The sequence below is a fragment of the Spirosoma pulveris genome (genome assembly GCF_054781875.1).
In genome coordinates this window covers 1-18,168 of sequence record NZ_BAAGTO010000019.1, presented here as the reverse complement: position 1 = coordinate 18,168, position 18,168 = coordinate 1, and the positions used below count along the sequence as shown (strand labels likewise).

Annotated in this window: 14 protein-coding genes; 6 read left to right on the top strand and 8 right to left on the bottom strand. The window is 49.8% G+C overall.

Annotated elements, in window-relative coordinates:
• Positions 1-5: 5 nt before the first annotated feature.
• From ACYVJM_RS30010 to ACYVJM_RS29990, 5 genes are read right to left on the bottom strand one after another with little or no spacing between them, the layout of a single operon-like run.
• Positions 6-3,113: an efflux RND transporter permease subunit gene (locus ACYVJM_RS30010; RefSeq protein ID WP_461151821.1), complete on the bottom strand. Its 3,108-nt coding sequence runs from the start codon at positions 3,111-3,113 to the stop codon at positions 6-8.
• On the bottom strand, positions 3,103-4,056 hold the full coding sequence (locus ACYVJM_RS30005; protein WP_461151820.1) for an efflux RND transporter periplasmic adaptor subunit: 954 nt from the start codon (positions 4,054-4,056) through the stop codon (positions 3,103-3,105). The genes ACYVJM_RS30010 and ACYVJM_RS30005 overlap by 11 nt, the downstream gene beginning before the upstream one ends.
• Positions 4,057-4,076: 20 nt before the next feature.
• Positions 4,077-5,336, bottom strand: coding sequence for a TolC family protein (locus ACYVJM_RS30000; RefSeq protein WP_461151819.1), 1,260 nt, complete (start codon positions 5,334-5,336; stop codon positions 4,077-4,079).
• 9 nt (positions 5,337-5,345) lie between these two features.
• Positions 5,346-6,509 (bottom strand): tetratricopeptide repeat protein, encoded by a 1,164-nt coding sequence (locus ACYVJM_RS29995; protein ID WP_461151818.1) that lies wholly within the window; start codon positions 6,507-6,509, stop codon positions 5,346-5,348.
• Between the two features lie 13 nt (positions 6,510-6,522).
• Positions 6,523-7,260: a phosphatase PAP2 family protein gene (locus tag ACYVJM_RS29990; RefSeq protein WP_461151817.1), complete on the bottom strand. Its 738-nt coding sequence runs from the start codon at positions 7,258-7,260 to the stop codon at positions 6,523-6,525.
• 236 nt (positions 7,261-7,496) lie between these two features.
• On the opposite strand from ACYVJM_RS29990, the gene ACYVJM_RS29985 reads away from it, so the two are divergent.
• The 4 genes from ACYVJM_RS29985 to ACYVJM_RS29970 all read left to right on the top strand — a co-directional run bounded on the left by ACYVJM_RS29985 (position 7,497) and on the right by ACYVJM_RS29970 (position 12,701).
• On the top strand, positions 7,497-8,177 hold the full coding sequence (locus ACYVJM_RS29985) for a response regulator transcription factor (RefSeq protein WP_461151816.1): 681 nt from the start codon (positions 7,497-7,499) through the stop codon (positions 8,175-8,177).
• Positions 8,174-9,439, top strand: a complete 1,266-nt coding sequence (locus ACYVJM_RS29980; RefSeq protein ID WP_461151815.1) for a sensor histidine kinase — start codon at positions 8,174-8,176, stop codon at positions 9,437-9,439. The genes ACYVJM_RS29985 and ACYVJM_RS29980 overlap by 4 nt, the downstream gene beginning before the upstream one ends.
• Before the next feature lie 84 nt (positions 9,440-9,523).
• A complete protein-coding gene (locus ACYVJM_RS29975; RefSeq protein ID WP_461151814.1) occupies positions 9,524-9,982 on the top strand; it encodes a PepSY-like domain-containing protein in 459 nt (152 codons plus the stop codon).
• Positions 9,983-10,166: 184 nt separating this feature from the next.
• A complete protein-coding gene (locus ACYVJM_RS29970) occupies positions 10,167-12,701 on the top strand; it encodes a TonB-dependent receptor (RefSeq protein WP_461151813.1) in 2,535 nt (844 codons plus the stop codon).
• Positions 12,702-13,001: 300 nt separating this feature from the next.
• Here the strand turns inward: ACYVJM_RS29970 and ACYVJM_RS29965 are convergent, their stop codons facing one another.
• Positions 13,002-13,289, bottom strand: a complete 288-nt coding sequence (locus tag ACYVJM_RS29965) for a helix-turn-helix domain-containing protein (protein WP_461151812.1) — start codon at positions 13,287-13,289, stop codon at positions 13,002-13,004.
• 232 nt (positions 13,290-13,521) lie between these two features.
• Here ACYVJM_RS29965 and ACYVJM_RS29960 point away from each other — a divergent pair, with 232 nt between their 5' ends.
• Positions 13,522-15,984, top strand: coding sequence for a PAS domain-containing protein (locus ACYVJM_RS29960; RefSeq protein ID WP_461151811.1), 2,463 nt, complete (start codon positions 13,522-13,524; stop codon positions 15,982-15,984).
• A gap of 413 nt (positions 15,985-16,397) precedes the next feature.
• On the opposite strand, the gene ACYVJM_RS29955 is transcribed toward ACYVJM_RS29960, so the two are convergent.
• Entirely contained in the window at positions 16,398-16,823 is a 426-nt protein-coding gene (locus ACYVJM_RS29955) for a response regulator (protein WP_461151810.1), read from the bottom strand.
• Between the two features lie 198 nt (positions 16,824-17,021).
• Between ACYVJM_RS29955 and ACYVJM_RS29950 the strand changes: the two genes are divergently transcribed.
• Positions 17,022-17,339 (top strand): response regulator, encoded by a 318-nt coding sequence (locus ACYVJM_RS29950; protein ID WP_461151809.1) that lies wholly within the window; start codon positions 17,022-17,024, stop codon positions 17,337-17,339.
• Between the two features lie 529 nt (positions 17,340-17,868).
• On the opposite strand, the gene ACYVJM_RS29945 is transcribed toward ACYVJM_RS29950, so the two are convergent.
• Positions 17,869-18,168 (bottom strand): response regulator (locus ACYVJM_RS29945; RefSeq protein WP_461151808.1); only part of this gene is annotated, 300 nt, incomplete at its 5' end.

Below are 18,168 nucleotides of genomic sequence, written 5' to 3'. Positions count from 1 at the left end.
AATAATCATAGTTGGTTTAATGGTTTGTCTTTATAAGCTAAGCGTAATAGACCCGGAAAAATCAACAGCAACAGAGGCAGGGCAGCACAGAACCCGCCGATCACGGCAATGGCTAACGGCTGGTGAAGTTGCGCACCGGTACCAATGCCCAACGCCAGGGGCATTAGCGCAATAATAGCACTACTAGCGGTCATCAGCTTAGGGCGGATACGAGCCGAAATGGCAAACTCAATAGACTCGGCAACTGGGGCCGTCTGGTGGTGAATGGCAAACTGCTGAAAGGTGAAAATGGCATTCTCGGCAATGATGCCTACAATCATGATAATGCCTGTATAGCTGCCTACATTAAGCGGAGTTTTTGTAATGAACAAGGCAATGAATGATCCCGAAACTCCTAGAACCGAAATGAACAGAATCAGCCCGGCGGCTTTCAGATCACGGAACAGAAACAATAGTACAATGAATACCAGTAGTGAGGCTGATACCAGAATAAGCAGCAATTCCCGAAACGATTGCTGTTGCTGGGCATACGCTCCGCCGTATTCGATGTGCTGCCCTGATGCCAGCGTAACGCCTGAGCTTACTTTCTGTTGAATTTCGCTCATCACACTCCCCAAATCTCGATTCACCAGACTGGATGTGATGGAAACCATCGGTTGCAGATTTTCCCGCTGAATCTCAGCCGTACCCGAATCGACGCGTACGTTGGCGAAGTCAGAAAGCAGTCGGCTGCGGCCATCGGCGGTAAAAACGGGGCTTTGCTTGAGAAGCTGTAAGTCGCTGCTCGTACCCGGATATTTTAGCCGCATTTTGATGAACTGATTGCCTTCCAGAATAGTACCGACCTCATTACCCAACAGCCGGGTCGTCAGCTGGTTTTGCAGATCGAGGGGCGACAGGCCATATTGCAGCAAGGCACTGGATTTCGGGCTAAATACGACCGACGGTCCAGCGATGGTAATGCCATTGAATACGTCGGCCGTGCCGGGCACCTGGGTCACGATGCCACTGACCTGGTCGGCCAATGGGCGAAGCTCGGCAGGTTGATTCCCAAACACTTTCACTTCCACGGGGTTGGGTTCACTCATTAAATCGCCGAGCATATCACCGATGACCTGCCCAAAATCAACGGTTAATCCTGGTTGGGTCGCTTCGATTTTATTCCGTAACTCGTCGATAACTTCGTTTGTGGAGCGGCTGCGATTTTTCTTGAGCGAAATCAGGTAATCGCCCCCGTTGGGTTCGGTAATGAAAAATCCCATTTGTGCGCCCGTCCGGCGCGAATAAGCCGCTACTTCGGGAATGGTTTTTATCTGTTTATCGACCTCGGTAAGCATGACATCCGTTTCCGCCAGCGACGTACCCGGTTCGGAGTGATAATCAAGTACAATGGACCCTTCGTCCATGTCGGGCAGAAAACCCGTTTCCAACTGACTATAAATCAATGACAGAGCGAGTACCATTACGCCAGCCAATCCCACTGCGATTAAGGGACGGTGAATGAAAATGGACAATATGTTGCCAATGGCGGGGTGGGTCGCGGTATCTTTTTTCTTTTTCCTACCCGACCTAAACAGGCCGTAAATGACGGGCAGACCCAGCCACGTTATCAGAAACGAGCAGGTGAGCGTAACGACCATCGTTATGGCTAGTACCTTGAAAAAAGCACCCGCCACCCCACTCATCAGCGAGAACGGAATGAAAATGACGATGGTGCTGAGAGACGAACCAACCATCGCCGGGAAGAGGTAGCTGATGGCCTGCTGAACCGTTTGAGCATCCGACTCGCCCTCGGGCGAATCCACGCCGGGCGAATCCACCGCACCAGCGGGGGTGCGGCCTTCCGACCGGCCGGTCTCTTCTTCCACCCGGTGAATTTGCTCTACAATCACGACAGCATCGTCGATAATCAGCCCGATGGCCGCTGCGATACCGCCTAACGTCATGATGTCGAGGGTGTAGCCCATCACAAACAGGACTAAAATGGAAGCCGCCAGAATAATGGGAATCGTGATTAGAATAACGAAACTGGCTTTCAGCGACCGCAGGAACAAACTGGTGACGATGATGGCCAGTATCAGCCCGATGAAAATGCTATCAGTTACGCTTTTCACTGCATCGCTGACAAAGTCGGCCTGAACGTAGGTGGGTGTTAGGGTCACATCGGCGGGAAGCAGGTTTTTCAACTCGGCTACTTTCTGGGTAATGCCGTTGCTCAAACTAATCAGGTTGGCCGATGGTTGTTTGACAACGTTAACCAGTACTGTTTCTTTGCCGTTCGCTTCAATTTTGGTGTATTCCTGCTGTTCGTGCAGTTCCACTGTTGCTACGTCAGCTAAACGAAGCACTCGTTGCCCATCACTGCGAATGATGATATTTTCAACATCCATTCGGGAGTGAACCGTTGCATCGGTGAGTGTCAGGTACAAGCGGTTGTAATCCGATACCAGACCGTCGGCCTGGATAAAATTCGTTGCCGCCAGGGCGGTCGTGATGGCCGCCGGGGTTACGTTCAGGCTGACCAGTTTGTCGGGTTGAAGGATGATCCAATATTCTTTGGTTCGACCACCCATCACCTGCACGTTCGACACACCCGTTACCCGGCTCAAATACGGCCGGATGGTGTAGAGCGCCAGTTTTCGCAGTTCGATCAAATCGCGGCTGTTCGAACTCAGGGCGAAGTCCATCACCGGCAAAATTGACGGCGACATTTTCTCTACCGACAGAACTGTGTTGGGTAGTAACGTATTCTGAATCTGATTAATGCGGGCATTGACGCGCTGCAACGACACATCCATATCCACCGACCAGTTCAGGTAAATTGACAGCTCGGAACTGCCCCGGCTGGTCGTACTGCGCACCATGTCAACGCCTTCTACCTGATTGACGGCATTTTCCAATGGTTGTGTAATGGCCACCATCATTAGCTCCACGGGTTGTTCACCCGCGTCGGCAATGACTTTAATTTTAGGAAACGTTCGATCCGGAAACAAGGATACCTGAATGCTGCGGTACGCGAAAAAACCTCCTACGAGCAGTAGGATTAGTAGCCCCAGAATCGGCTTACGAAACTGGAAGAAACCGGGCTGCGCTTTAAATTGCTCAGTGGGCATGAGCAGGGCGGTTTATGGTGATCGATGCCGTATCGGCCAGGCCGTAGCCACCTTTACTGATGAAGCGGTCTTTGATACCGAACCGAGGGCTGAGAATCTCAATGCGCGTCTCACGCTGGAGACCAATTTTGACTGGAACGCGTATCGCCGTTGTATCATTAACGAGCTTCATGACCCAGAATTCGGTCTGGAGTTCGTTGGCCAGAACGGCTTCTTTGGGCAACGACTGAGCCTTGTCATGTAGTTGATTTGTGAAGGTAATGTTTAGCTGGAGCCGAGCGGGCAACACCATTGGCTGATCCGGTTTAACCACGAATCGTTCGGTTTGTGAGAGCGAATCGGCCATGGCCAGCGTACGAGAAATCCGTCCGGCAATGCGCCGGCCATTCGGCAACTGAATGCTACAAACGCTACCCACATGTACCGACGAATCCTGCTCGACGGGCACCTCAATCAGAAAAACAAACATGTCGGGTGCCGAGAACGAGGCCAGTACCGTACCGTCCTGCACATACTCGTTTTCTTCAGCCAGTACCAGCGTAACCAGACCCTTATCCGGGGCACGGATGATCAACTGACCAATGTTTTTAAGCGTTGGATCATTGAGATAGTTTTTTCCACCCAGCGCGTAGGCTTCTTTGGTTTCCAGCCCAAATAGGGGTGACCCTTTGCGAAGCTGATCACCAATTTTGACGTACACTTTAGTCACGTAGCCCGCAATGGGCGATTTGATGTCGCCACTGGTGAGGTAGTACGTCATGCCACGAAACGTTTTTTCTACCCGAAATGAATCGGTGGTTACGGTCGTCACGTCCACTGGTGTTTTGGGCCTGGGCGCGTCGGCCGCAGCTGATTGGGTGCTTGTGTCGGTGGTCGATGAGGAGCCGCAACCCGTCAGCATAAGCACCCCGATGAGCACGAATAAAAACAGCGAGTTTGTCATACGTTGACACATGGATGAGTCTAAAAGTTACGGTAGTTGAAAGTGTTGATGAACCGTTGCCGCTGGATTGTTAATTGATTCAGGGACAGTTTGATATTTAGATATCGCTGCACGATAAGCAGGTAGTCAATGGCTGATATATCGCCCCGGTACAGCCGGGCCTGACTGATAGTCAACAAGTTTTCAACGTCCGTATTTTGCCGCTCGGTGATGTTGATCAGGTTCTGATTGACACGTAATTGCTCAGTTACCGTCCGGAGTTGCAGATTGAAGCGATTGAGATACTGGTTCCGGTAATTTCGGATGGTGAGCTGCGCTACGTCAAGTTTCTGGTATTGCAGCTTTCGCTGGTTCCCGTTGTAGATGGGCATGCTAAAATTCAATCCCAGGCTATAGCCAAAACGCCGGGTAATCAGGTCGGCACTAATCGCATTCGTACCGGCATTGATTACAATATCCAGCGAGGGCCGATAAAAAATGTCGACAACCCGGCGGTTCCGTTCCACTAGCACGCTATCGTAGCGGTAGCGGAGAAAGTACGGATTGTCATCAAGCGTGAAGCGGGCTTGTTGTGGAAGGGCCGGCTTTTCGAGGTGGACAAGGCCCGGCTCCGGAATATTGCAGAACGTATTAAGCGTCAGCAAATCCTGCAAAAACTGAACCTTGGCACCTTCAAAATTCACTTCGCTCTGCTGCCAGTCGACCCGAAACGCCAGATAATCGGACTGATTAAACAAGGCTTTCCGAAGTAGCTCTTTGAGCACCTCATTCTGGCGGGAGAAAATCTGGTACAAATCGCCGAAAATGACCATCTGCTGGTAATCTTGGTAGGCCGTCAGGTACAGGTCGGTAATGGCTTTTTGGAGATCGTTCTGGTTAATGTGAACGGTATTGACCAGTGAGTCACGCAGGGCCGCATTCAGGTTGTTCTCAATCCGAAGGTTTCGGCGGTAAAGCAGGTTTCGGTTTGCCTGGATCAAGCCTGTATAAGTGCCACCGTTGGTTGTATTCTGGTCGTAACCCCAGTTCGTTCCGGCCGGTGCATAGAGATACTGCCCAACGGCCTGAACGTTAGGTTTATTGAGGGCAATATTAATCAGGCTGTCAAGCCGATTTAAGGTAATGGCATTGCCATTATCCTTCAGCAGGGGACTGTTTGCCAGCCCCGCTTCGAGGTAATAGGCCAGATTTCGATGAACCAGCGTGTCCTGCCCAAAGCCGGCAATAGCTTGAAGCAGCAACCAGATACTCACCCAGATTAGTCGTTTATGGAGTTGCATACGGCTTATTTAGGGAGCTTTATTACGTAATACCGGGTATTCAGCAAATGCGAGCATCTGCTTGTAGTATTGATTAGCTTGTTTTTCCTGCCCCCGAAGGCGAGCAATTCTGGCCAGAACCAGATAGGCATAGGCCCGCACGGGTTCATCCCGAACCGAACTGCGAACTACTTCGTCGGCCAGGGTTTGGGCGGTTGATCGCTGCCCTTTTTCCAGCGCGTAACGAGCTTTTAAAAGCATTCCCATCTGCTGATAGACCACTTCTGAAGCCCCCATCAACTGACTAATTTCGTGGGGAATGGCCTCTACTTGGTGTGCATTGAGTAGGGCTTCGGCATACTTGTACCGCCAGTACGGGTTGCCGGGATACGTAATAACCAGATGAGCCAGGGCGGGTAGCGCATCGGCTGGTTTATTTTCGTAATCCGTCAATAGATGCGTCAAATAAAGGATGGCCTCCGTTCGAACAAACAGGGCATTTTGGGTGGCCATCTGAAGTTGACTCATGCCCAGTTTTTTATCCCCGGGCGTCATGACCCAAGCCACGGTTTTGTAAAACGGATGAATTTCCGGATAGACCGCGCGATAGAAATTGTAGAGGCCTGTAGAGAGATAAAAGTCTGGGTATTGCGGCTGGAACGTCTTGCCTTGTTGAATATAGGGATAGGCGTTCTTAGCGTGCCGAATAGCTGCGAACGGTTCATGTTCGAGATGACTGATTTTAGCCAGCAAAGCCTCGGCGGTGAAGTACAAAAACATCGCTTCGGGTTGGACAGTCACACTGCGGACAGTCGCACTGCGATCAGCGCCGTCCGTTTTCTTTCGCGCATTCAGCCAGTCGTCGGCTTTTTTTGCTGCCAGTTCCAGTTGCTGCCGACAACGTTGCAAAAGTTCCACATCGGTGCGTGAGGGGAACCATTGGTAATACAAGCTGACACCCCGAAGCAAATCGAGGGACGGATGATTGGGCGCTAATTTCGCTAATTGAGTGAATGTAGCTTCGGCTTCAGGGAATTGGTTATTATAGACTTGGTCAAGACCCTTTGTTACGAAAACCCGAGCGGCTGGGTTGCTGTTAATCATCGGGTATTGCGCCAGCGCATGACTGGAGATCAGGAGGACCAAACTACTAAAGGCAAAAAGCCATTTTGAAGGAAATGGAGGCTTTTTCATGGTAGTCTGTTTTCTAGTGAGGGCTGGTTCTATGGGAAGCCAATTTGCGTTTCAACCACGGATAGACCCGGTAGGCAACTTCAGTAGAGAGAAGCCCAATCCCTGCGCCAACCAATACATCTGATATCCAGTGTTTATCATTGGTCATTCGCAAAATGCCTGTCGAAGTGGCCATCGCGTAGCCACCAATCGGAACCCAGGGACTGACCCCATTAAACTCCCGATCCAGTAAGGCCGCTCCGGTAAAGGCATTGGCGGTATGCCCGGATGGAAAGGAGAGGGTATTGGACCCATCGGGCCGAAGCTCATTGGTGGTATGTTTCAGTCCAAACACCACGACGCCACTGATTCCATAGGCAAGTACACCGATTAGCGCCCTATCGAGAGGTTGTGATCGACCTTTCACGCCCGCCAGACTCAACCCTGCCCAGGCGACGGTGGGTCCGTACTGTAGGTAATCGTCGGCATGGGTACGAGAATGAATTTTATCTTGAATCTCCCCCCGAACGTAAAACCGGTCGAAATGACTGTTCGGATAATCGGGGGATAAGGCTAATCCAACGGGAATCAGCACGGCCGGAGCAACCCATCGAAACGTAGCGGGACGAGTTGGAGTGGTATCCCAAGATGTTCGTTGGAAAACTGTGTTTACCGGTTGTCCAAGGGTTGCGAATAGGGGAAATAAAAAGAGCCAACTGAGCAGTACCCAGCAGGAAAGCGGAGAATTGACTCGCCAGTTCCGTTTTGTCATTGGTCATTCGTTTTGGTCTGTTCATTAGCCACTGCCCACTGCGAACAGCATGGGTGGGGTGGCTGGGGCAATTTATAGGGGTATGGGAAGAGAGAGTAGCGTAAAGGAAGGGGGAAAACCTAAAGAGAATCTGAAGTTGGTTAGCGATGGTTCTGCAATCGGAGGTGCAGTAACCAACTTCAAAATGTATTCAGTTTTGGGATTGTCCTTTGGGGAAATAACCCCAAACCGGGATCATGAAAATTCTGCTGATTGAAGACGAGCCGTCGCTACTGGTAGCCATGCGGCACTATTTAGAGGGTGAACACTATGCTGTAACGACGGCGAATAATTTCCGTACTGCTTCCGTGAAGGCGCATGACTATGAGTACGACTGTGTCGTGGTGGATATTACCCTGCCCGATGGCAATGGGCTGGCGATTATAAAAGAACTGAAGGATGCTCATTCCCAGGTGGGTATTATCATCGTGTCAGCGAAGAACTCGCTGGATGATAAGCTCTCCGGATTGGATTTAGGCGCGGATGATTACCTGACAAAACCCTTCCATCTGCCCGAGCTAAACGCCCGTATCCGGTCGTTAATGCGACGGCGTCAGCATGAGGGTGAGACGCAACTCACAATCGGAGCCATTACTCTAGCGCCTAACCGCAAACAGGTTCTTGTGGCCAATCAGCCGGTGGAATTAACAGGCAAAGAATACGAATTGCTCCTGTTTCTGGTCACCAACAAAAATCGACTCTTATCCAAAGCCGTCATTGTTGAACATGTGTGGGGTGATTATATGGATGGAATCGACTCGCATGACTTTTTATACACCCATGTTCGAAACCTGCGAAAGAAACTGCTGGATGCCGGTAGCCCGGACTACATCACCACGCGATACGGGGCTGGGTATATTTTCACAGCCGGGGAATGAAATTACTCCATAAAACAACACTCTATCTGCTACTGGCATCCTTCCCCATCGCGCTCGGTGGCGTTTTTCTGCTGAATATGTATATACACCGGGATATGCTGCATGAAATCGATGAGTTGCTGGCCAGTGAGCTTGTCCAGGTGAAGGCCCAGCTCCAAAGGCACCCACCCGTTGCCACCGACCTGCCGGGCTGGGACCCCAACGTTCGGATTGCCAGGACTACCTCAGAACGCTTAGTAGCCCCAATTTATATGGACACAATAGCCTTTGACCCGGTCGAAAAAGAACGGGTTCCGATTCGTATGCTACGCGCTCCGTATTCGGTTGGTGGTCAGAATTACACCATAAGCCTTCAGCAATCGTATCTGGAGTTTGACGAAATCGCCAGCGCGGTATCGGTCGGCGTCATTGTGTGTTTTCTGATCGTTGTTGTTCTGTTGGTATTGGCCGACGTGCTGGTTACCCGGCGGATCTGGCAACCCTTTTATGGGATCATTCGTCAATTGCAGCAGTTTCGCGTCGATAGTTTGGATGAGGCAGCTTTTCCAGCAAGTGATGTGGCAGAATTTAAGCTCCTGACGGATTCGCTCGATGAAATGAGCCGCCGAACCCGTTACCAATACGCCCAGCAAAAACAGTTTACCGATAATGCCTCGCATGAGCTGCAGACGCCCTTAAGTGTGCTATCGGTCGAATTAGATTTACTGCAACAGTCGGCAGGATTAGACGAGGCCGATCTGGATCGGATTCAACGGTCACAGCAGGAAATTAAGCGACTCTCGGCGATGAATCAATCCCTACTCTTACTCGCTAAGATTGATAACCACCAGTTTGCCCACAATGAGCCGGTGAATATTGGTGAACTGGCCAATCAACTACTGGATAACTATTCGGACTATGCGGTGCATAGAGACATAACGGTTAACCGGATAATTCAAGAAGGCCCAGCTCGAAATCTGAACCGGCAATTAGCTGACGTTCTTTTTTCGAATCTGATCAAAAACGCTGTTCGCCACGGCGATGCGGGCAGCTCTATTTTGGTCCAGGTTGGCGCAAACAGTTTTATTATCACCAATGCAGGCGACCCATTGCCTTTTCCCCAGGATCAACTGTTTCGACGATTTGTCCGCAACCAGTCGCTGCCCCAGTCAACCGGCCTGGGGTTGGCTTTAGTGAAGGAAATTGCCGGGCAGTATGGCATGAGTGTAACCTACATCTATGCGTCATCGATGCGTCGGCATATATTTCAGGTTGATTTCTAACGGATAATAATCGGTGCACCAACTTCAACCTTCCTTTAGAATCCGGCAGTAGGTTTGATGCACAAACTAAACCAACATATGACAATGAACAAGAACTTAATCGTGAGTGCCCTGACAGGGTTGGTTTTTGCCAACTATGCGCTTGTTGCGTTTGCTGGTAAGGAAGCCAATACTTATGCAACTGTCATACGAGCCGGTATTGATGTGCCGGCAGCTACTAAAGCTAGAGTAGCCCGACTGTATCCGGGTGTGAAGGCCGTGAAATGGGAGAAAGAAGATGGAAATTATGAAGCCGAGCTGACTCATAATGGGAAGGAATTGTCGCTGGTGATCGATGCCAACGGCAACATTCTCGAAACAGAAACCACCATTGCTTTATCGGCATTACCCGCATCTGTTCGGGATTATGTGGCCAAACACCACGCCGGTAAGAAAATTAAGGAAGCGGCCGAAATCGTCGATGCCAACGGCAAGAAAACCTACGAAGCAGAGGTAGGCGGCAAAGACCTGATGTTCGATGCCAACGGTCAGTTTATTAAATAAACCAAGTTATTGATCAGCGTCGTGGCCTGCTTATCAACGCAAAATAAGCAGGCCACGGCTTTGTATTCAACGAGCCATTTTAGCCATTCACCAACGTATAAAAGGCATCAGGCACGTTTGTTTTCTATTTATTAGGGGCCAGTGGCAAGTTTGTGCGATCTGGTAACTTTCAATTTTACACGTTATGTCGCTTACAACTACGGGCTTTCTCTTTTTACTGGCTACGGGTATCGCCCTGGCACAAACACCGGTCGGATCTCCCACGCAACCGGCCCCTACTCAATCCAGTCAGCCGCTATCCACTACCCTAGGCCTGGGGGAAATGGCTTCGAAAGGCAACGCAAAAATTTCTGGCTACGTAGTCGACTCCACGTTGACTAAGGCCGTTGAGTATGCCAACATCGCCGTCTATAACACCCTTACCACCAAACTCGTTGATGGCACCATAGCCGACGATAAAGGTAAATTCACGCTCACCAAATTAGCGCCGGGAACCTACAAAATCCTGGTCTCTTTTCTGGGCTATAATGCCAAACCGATTGACAATGTCGTGCTAGCCAAAGGCCAAACCAAAGACATGGGCGTTATTCGGCTCACTGCTAGCACCCGCACACTGAATGAAGTGACCGTAGCCGGGACGAAAGCCCTGGTGGAAGATAAAGTTGACCGGCTGGTGTATAACGCTGATGTCGATCTGGCGGCAAAAGGCGGGGACGCGACGGATATTCTCAAGAAGGTACCCATGCTGTCAGTGGATTTGGCGGGCAATGTTTCCTTACAGGGAAGCTCAAATGTGCGCGTGTTAATCAACAATAAGCCCTCGTCTATTCTGGCCGGTAATCTGGCCGATGCCCTACGGCAGATTCCAGCCGATCTGATTAAAACGGTAGAGGTTATTACGAGCCCGTCGGCTAAATATGATGCCGAAGGAAGTGGAGGAATTATCAATATCATCACCAAGAAAAACACTTTGCAGGGCCTGCACCTGGATGTGGATGGGGGTGTTGGAAATCGGGCCTCAACCCTGGGGGTAAATGGTAGTTTCCGAAAGGGTAAACTGGGTGTTAGTCTGAACGGCAATGGCCGGGGCGTATACAATAAATCGGGTTCAGATTTAAATCAGACGACATTTCTGGGTGAATCCATTGCCTCTGTTCGGACTAGTCAGCATTCGGACGGTTTCGATAAGGGATTATTTGGGCAATATGCACTGGGTCTGGATTACGATATCGCGAAAAATCAATCGCTAACCGGCGGGGTTCGATTTGGCGTACGTAACTTAAGTCGGGACCAGCATCTGGCCACCAGTTTTCTGAATGGTAATATCGTGAAAGCACCATCGAGACGAGATGTGAATAGTCAGGATTTGTCCAATTCGGTCGACATGAACCTCGATTACCTGCATACCTATCCCGGAACTGGCGACGGGCCACAGCGGGAATTAAGCATTTCGTCCCAGTATAGCCAAAATCACCTGACTAATAATTTTGACGCCAACAATCTGGATACACTCGGTAGGCTGAGCACTCGGCAGCGGAACCTGAATTTCAATACCAGTCAGGAGTTTACTCTGCAAGTGGATTATCAGACGCCGATCAGTCAAACCCAGCAACTGGAATTTGGCGCCAAAGAAACTTATCGGCGAGTGAACAGCCAGTATCAGTACTTACTGGCGGGACCAATCTCCGATTTTGTGAATGACAGCCAGCGTCCAGATGGCTCCTTACTGTATGATCAGAATATCGGGGCTGCATATTTATCGTATACACTGACAACCCATAATAAGATCACGATTAAGGCGGGGACTCGTTATGAGTATACGAGTATACAAGCTTCGGCGGGAAACCGGGGGCCTATCTCGATTCCGAACTACGGTAAACTGGTGCCCAGCATTAATCTCTCGAAAAAGCTTACCGAGACAACCACGATTAAATTGGCCTACAACCGCCGGATTCAGCGTCCAAATGTTCAAGATTTGAACCCTAATTTCAATGCCGCCAATCCCTACAATATTTCCATTGGCAACCCGTATTTAAAGCCAGAAATAACCGATCGAATTGAATTTGGCTATAGTACTTACGTCAAAAAAACCTACCTGAACCTGACGCTGTATACCCGGCTCAATCGGGATGATATTCAGTCAATCAGCCAGCGATCTGACACCCTAATTGGTGCGGTTGTGAGCCGTCGGTCAAATATTGGCAAGGAATACAACTACGGTACCAATCTGTTCGCTACGGTAAATATTACCCCTCGCTGGAGCGTCAATGCGAACCTGGATGTTATGTACCGATACATCAGCGGGCTGGCGCTGGATGTATCGGGGCTATCGATCCCGCTCAGTAATACGGGTATTCGCTGGGGTGGCCGGTTCGATACCCAGATTCAATTCGATAAGGGCTGGGCAATTCAGGCTAACCTCGGCTATCGGGGTAAGGATATTGCTTCACAGGGGTACCGGATTGGGTTTGCCCAATATTCATTGGGCGCTCGTAAATCGTTTACCAATAAACGGGGTAGCTTAGGACTGACTGCCGAGAATTTTCTAACGAACGGTATGCGCTTCACGTCGGTGCTTAACTCTGCGCAGTTTAATCAGGATTTTCGCCAGTATATCTACAACTCCAGTATCCGCCTGACATTCAGCTATAAAATTGGCAATTTGAATGGGGCTAAGGTGAAGAAAGGAAAATCAGCGAATGGTGAGGATGAGAACTAATGGGAGCATCAAGCTGAATTGAAATAGCTACTAAATTTGAGGACCATAGTTGGTGATTTAATATCAGCAAGCCGCCAGTACTCGCCCAGTATTGACGGCTTCGTATGGTACGGATTATATTGGAACTATATTAAAGTATGGCGTCCAATTAAACGCCCCATTTTAGACGCAGATCATAATACCTCGTCGTCTCTGTAGGATGCTTATTCAAGAACGATTACTTGTCTCAAGGAGGAGCAATTAGTGAGATCACGGAGCTTGCTTGTTCGGGATTAGATTTGGACAAATCCACACACTGACTTATCCTTTCAACGCTTCAGGAAGATAACTGTGGCTTCGCTTTAAAGCGGCTGTGAATTGATGCACATTTTTATAACTCACTCGTTCGGCGACTTTGTTTACCGTCAATTTCTTATCTAATAACAGTTGATAGACCGTGTGCGTGCGTACTGCATTCACATAGCCAAAAAACGGTCGTGTTAAATAACGCGTTGAAACCTTCAATTTCTGTTGATTGATGCCCACTTGTTTGGCCAGCCCTACCAGTGTACCCGGTTGATCATAGGACTGGTCAATATGGCTTTTCACCGCCTGTATGCAGTCTATATCCCGCCTACTTAACCGAGACGGATAGCGGAACGTCGACGGGGTGTCAGTTCCAGGCTACGCAGGTGATGGGGCTATTGAAACGAAAGGCTATTGATCCAATGCCTTCTTTTACAGGTAGTTATTATCCTCAACTTGCCAAATTTCGGTATCTATAAAACCGCAACCTATATAATCTTGTTAATTTGTCTTTTGGTCCTGCATCTATTTTTTCATGATTGGTGATTCTACCCCGTTAAACAGGAATCTGCTTAACGAGCATCTTGATGTGAACTTCGCGCTGCAAGCCGCTCGCCTGGGCGTCTGGGAACTAAACCCCGTCACTCGAATAGTCAACTGGGATGACCGATGCCGGGCTCTATTCGGTTTAGCGAAGGATAACCAGCTGCCCTACGAGCAAGCCGTTCAGTATATTCATCCCGAGGATGTGGAGCGGGTCAATCAGGCGGTGCAGCGAGCGATGAGTCCGCAGTCCAGCGGTCTCTATGACGAGACCTACCGAACACTGGGAGCCGATGACGGCTTGCTGCGCTGGGTGCGCTTCACCGGGCAGCGTTATGTTAACCAGGCTGGAGAGCTTACCCGCTTTGGGGGCATCGCCCAGGATGTGAGTGACCAGATAATTGCTCAAAAAAGCCAGCAGCAGCGCACCGAAAGTGAAGCTCGCTTCCGCTCATTAATTGAGGAGGCTCCCGTAGCCACTGGCTTATTTGTGGGCCGTGAGTTGCGCATTGATGTCGCCAATGAGTTGATGCTTAACTTTTGGGGGAAAGACGCTGCGGTAATTGGCCAACCATTGGCTCAGGCAATACCCGAAATTAGGGATCAGCCCTTTCTGGCTATTTTGGATGAGGTCTTCACCAGTGGCAGGATGTATGAGGCTCGTAACATGCGGGCCGACCTGGAAATAGATGGCGTATTAGGGACGTACTATTTTGATTTTACCTATAAACCCTTGCGTGACGCAGTCGGAGAGGTGTATGGTATCATGAATATGGCCGTCGATGTTACGCCTCAGGTGGTAGCCCGTCAGCAGTTGGAGGAAAGTGAGCTGTTTGCCCGTACCCTCTTTGAGCGTTCGCCGATTGCTAAGGCGGTTTTTGTGGGACAGGAGATGGTGATCCGCACCGCGAACCAGAACATGCTCATGATGTGGGGCAAGGAAGCCACGGTCATTGGCCAGCCTTTTATGGTAGCAGTACCCGAGTTGTTGTCAACGCTCCAGTTGGAGCGACTTCGACAGGTACTCGCCACGGGGGAAACCTTTTATCAGGCGGAAGAGAAATTTGAGCTGTTCCGCTACGGTTTACCGTATACAGGCTATTACGAATACAGGTATGAGGCACTTCGTTCGGCTTCGGGGGCCATTTATGGCGTCATGTGCGTCGCTAGTGAAGTGACTCAGCAAGTCGTAGCTCGCCAACAGATAGAAGCCAGTGAGCAGCTCCTGCGGAACTTGGTATTGAGGGCACCAATTGGTATCAGTATTCTGAACGGGGCGGACTTGGTTATCGAACTGGTTAACGATACGTTCGTGGAAATAGCCGGTAAACCGTACGATCAACTGGTGGGGCATCATTACTGGATACCGTTCGCCGAAGCAGCCCCTTACTACAGCGAAGCGTTAACTCGCGTGCTCGAGGAAGGCGAACCGTTTTCGATTAATGAGGTGGAACTGCCGCTGATCCGGCACGGTAAAGAAGAGACTGTCTACGTCACCTTTGTCTATATGCCCATCAACGACATTGTGGGCAATGTTCAGAAGGTGGCCGTCTGGGTATTGGAAAACACCCAGCAGGTAACGGAACGACGGAAAATTGAAGAGTTGGTTAATCAGCAAACACAGGCACTGGCGGCCGCTAATGAAGAACTGGCGGCTATCAACGAAGAGTTAACGGCCAGTAATGAGCAGTCCGAAGCGACCAACGAGGAACTGACCGAGTCCAACTACTACCTATCTCGTTCCAACGACAACCTGGAAAAGTTCGCCTACGTAGCTTCCCATGATTTGCAGGAGCCCCTGCGCAAGGTGCAATCCTTTGGGGATCTGCTCAAAGAGCGGTACGGGGATCAACTCGGGGAGGGGGTCGTGTATCTGGATCGGATGCAGTCAGCCGCCAGTCGAATGTCGACGCTGATTCGGGATCTGCTGACCTATTCGCGCATCTCCACCCAGCGGGACCGAAGCAAACCGGTTTCGCTGCCGGACGTGGTCGATCGAGTCCTGTCAAGTCTGGAGTTACGCATTCAGGAGACGGGCGCCGTTGTGCGTGTTGACGCCTTACCAACAGTAATGGGCGATCCCGCGCAGCTCGAGCAACTCTTCCAGAATCTGATTGGCAACGCCCTCAAGTTTCGTCGTTCCGGGATTCCTCCCTTGATCCAGGTACGAGTCAGCCAGGTGCTCAACAAAGACCTGCCCTTATCGGTCAAGCCAGCCAGGGCCGTGATGGATTATCATCAGATTGAGATCATTGACAACGGGGTTGGCTTCGATGAGAAGTACCTTTACCGCATCTTTGAGGTCTTTCAGCGTTTACACGGCAAAGGCCAGTTTGAGGGAACGGGTATTGGGTTGGCCATCTGCGAGAAGGTCGTGGCCAATCATGGGGGGGCGATTACGGCAACGAGTCAACCCGGTCAGGGGTCTACCTTTCGAGTATATTTGCCGGCTTAAGGGCCGGTATAAATGGGTAAGCTAGTATCGGGTAATCCACCAACCGGATCATCCGTTCTAGCTGGACCCGTGTTTTTTTCTTTCCAAAAGAAGTTCAGCACTGTCCTTACTCCAACATCGCGGCTACCTAGTAAAGCGCCTTGCGCAAATTTAGATCAACTTATTTCTCACCGTCAAGGCGTATGCGACGGATAGTACTTGACAGGTATTAAGACAAGCCGTCCAATTAAATGCCCGAATTATATACACTCCCTAGTCTCAGTTGGGAGCGTTTTCGAAAGACATTAACTGTTCAATAACTTTCCCAATAAATCAGTGACAGACGGGGCAAAGAGGTAAAGAAAAGCAAACAAAAATGGGGCGGGGAATGACACTTTAGGTCACTCCCCGCCCCATTTTATGTGAACTAGTTACTATAGATGACTATTGGGATGTAAACAACTCTGCCAGTACTCCACAATGAGCCGAATTTGTTTGTCGAGTTCGGCCAGGCTCGTTGCCTTTTGATAGAAGCCCTGCACCGATTCATCGTAAGCTTGCCGAATAGCTTCTTTACTAGCGGTGGTCGTCAAAAACACGAAGGGAATAGATTTCTCGCGTAAATACGCACTCTGATTAATCTTAGCCCTTAACTCTAAGCCATTCAGCCGGGGCATGTTGATGTCGCAGAGAATCAGAAACGGTTGTTGGCGAGTCACTTCCAGGTACGCTAAGGCGTCTTGACCATTGTGAAAGACCTGGATCGGATTGACAATGTCTACACGTTGAATAGCCTGGCTTATCAGTAACTGGTCGTCTTCGTCATCCTCGATTAAGAGAATAGGGCCTTGTTTGGACATACTAAGCGGGGGAGAGTAGGATACCAAAAGTAGGCATTTTTGCTATCAATGCCTTTGTCAGTATTGCCCCAATCCCGGGCCACGACTTGGCTTGGGCTCGTGTTGAGAAACCTATATAGCGCATTACTTCACCCTTACAAGTTTTGCCTATTTACTGATTCGTCAATATACTTGCAGCCACTAACGACCTGCTCACTTATGCCCTTGAAGCCCAACCAAACCTGTGAAGTTATTTTGCTCGATGATGATGAGGACGATTACCTCTTTCTCAAGCAAGCTTTTCAAGCGCACTCCAACCAGATAACGCTTCATCACCTGACCGATGCGACAACGCTGATCGCTTCCCTGCAGAGCGCCCAGACCTTACCCAGTTTGATTCTCTTAGACATGCATATGCGGGCTAAAGACGGGTTCGAGATCTTGGCTGAGCTGAAAGAGGATGCTTACCTACAGGATATAGGGGTTCTTGTTGCAACGGGGCAGATTTACACGCTAAGCAACGGGTTTTATAGTTGACGATTGATCTGATATTGAAAATCAGTCTGTTATCAAAAAGGGTATCTGAAAAGCAGCCACAAAAACGGCCAATCTATTTAATCAGAGGGGGGTGTTTATACTATCAAAAAGGATTTCCTTGTTGATAGAGCAAATCATAACACCTTGAAAAACAGACTATAACTAAGACATTAGTTCGTAACCGTGTAAATCTGCCCCGTTGGAAGAAGAAGGCCATATACCGGTGGTTGTCTGGTCGGCCTCGATGAGTGATCAACAGATAAACCGATGTTACCAAGCCGGAGCCAGTTCAGTGTTAATTAAGTCGGATACTCAGTCGGCTTTGGAAGGCGTGATCCAAGATCTGTGTAACTACTGGTTCAGGGCCGTTCAATTACCTTTCTACTCCAAGCTGTCAGATTGTTAAGTCCCCGTGAGCGACGGATAAACTTAAAATATCATAATACTCCATCGTCTCAGGTTGGAGCCTTATTCGAGAATTTATGCAACAGGGTCATTAATCAAGAACGACCCTTATCCAGCTTTAACCCTATTCCGCCAATTCACGGGCATACCCACAGGCCCTGATCAACTCGTCTTTGAGCCGCCAGAAATCGGTTGGCTTTTGGATAAACGCCTGCGCGCCGGCTTGGTAAGCCCGTCCCTTTTCCAATTGGGAAGCATCCGCACTCATCAGCACAACGGGGATAGTGCTAAACGTCGGGTGCCCTTTGAGGGCCAGTAAGGTTTGGTAACCGTCCAGAACCGGCATGTGCTGATCGAGGAGGATCAGATTCGGCTTGTGGGGCATGTGTGGCAAGGCCTCTACCAGAACCTGGCCATGGTCGAA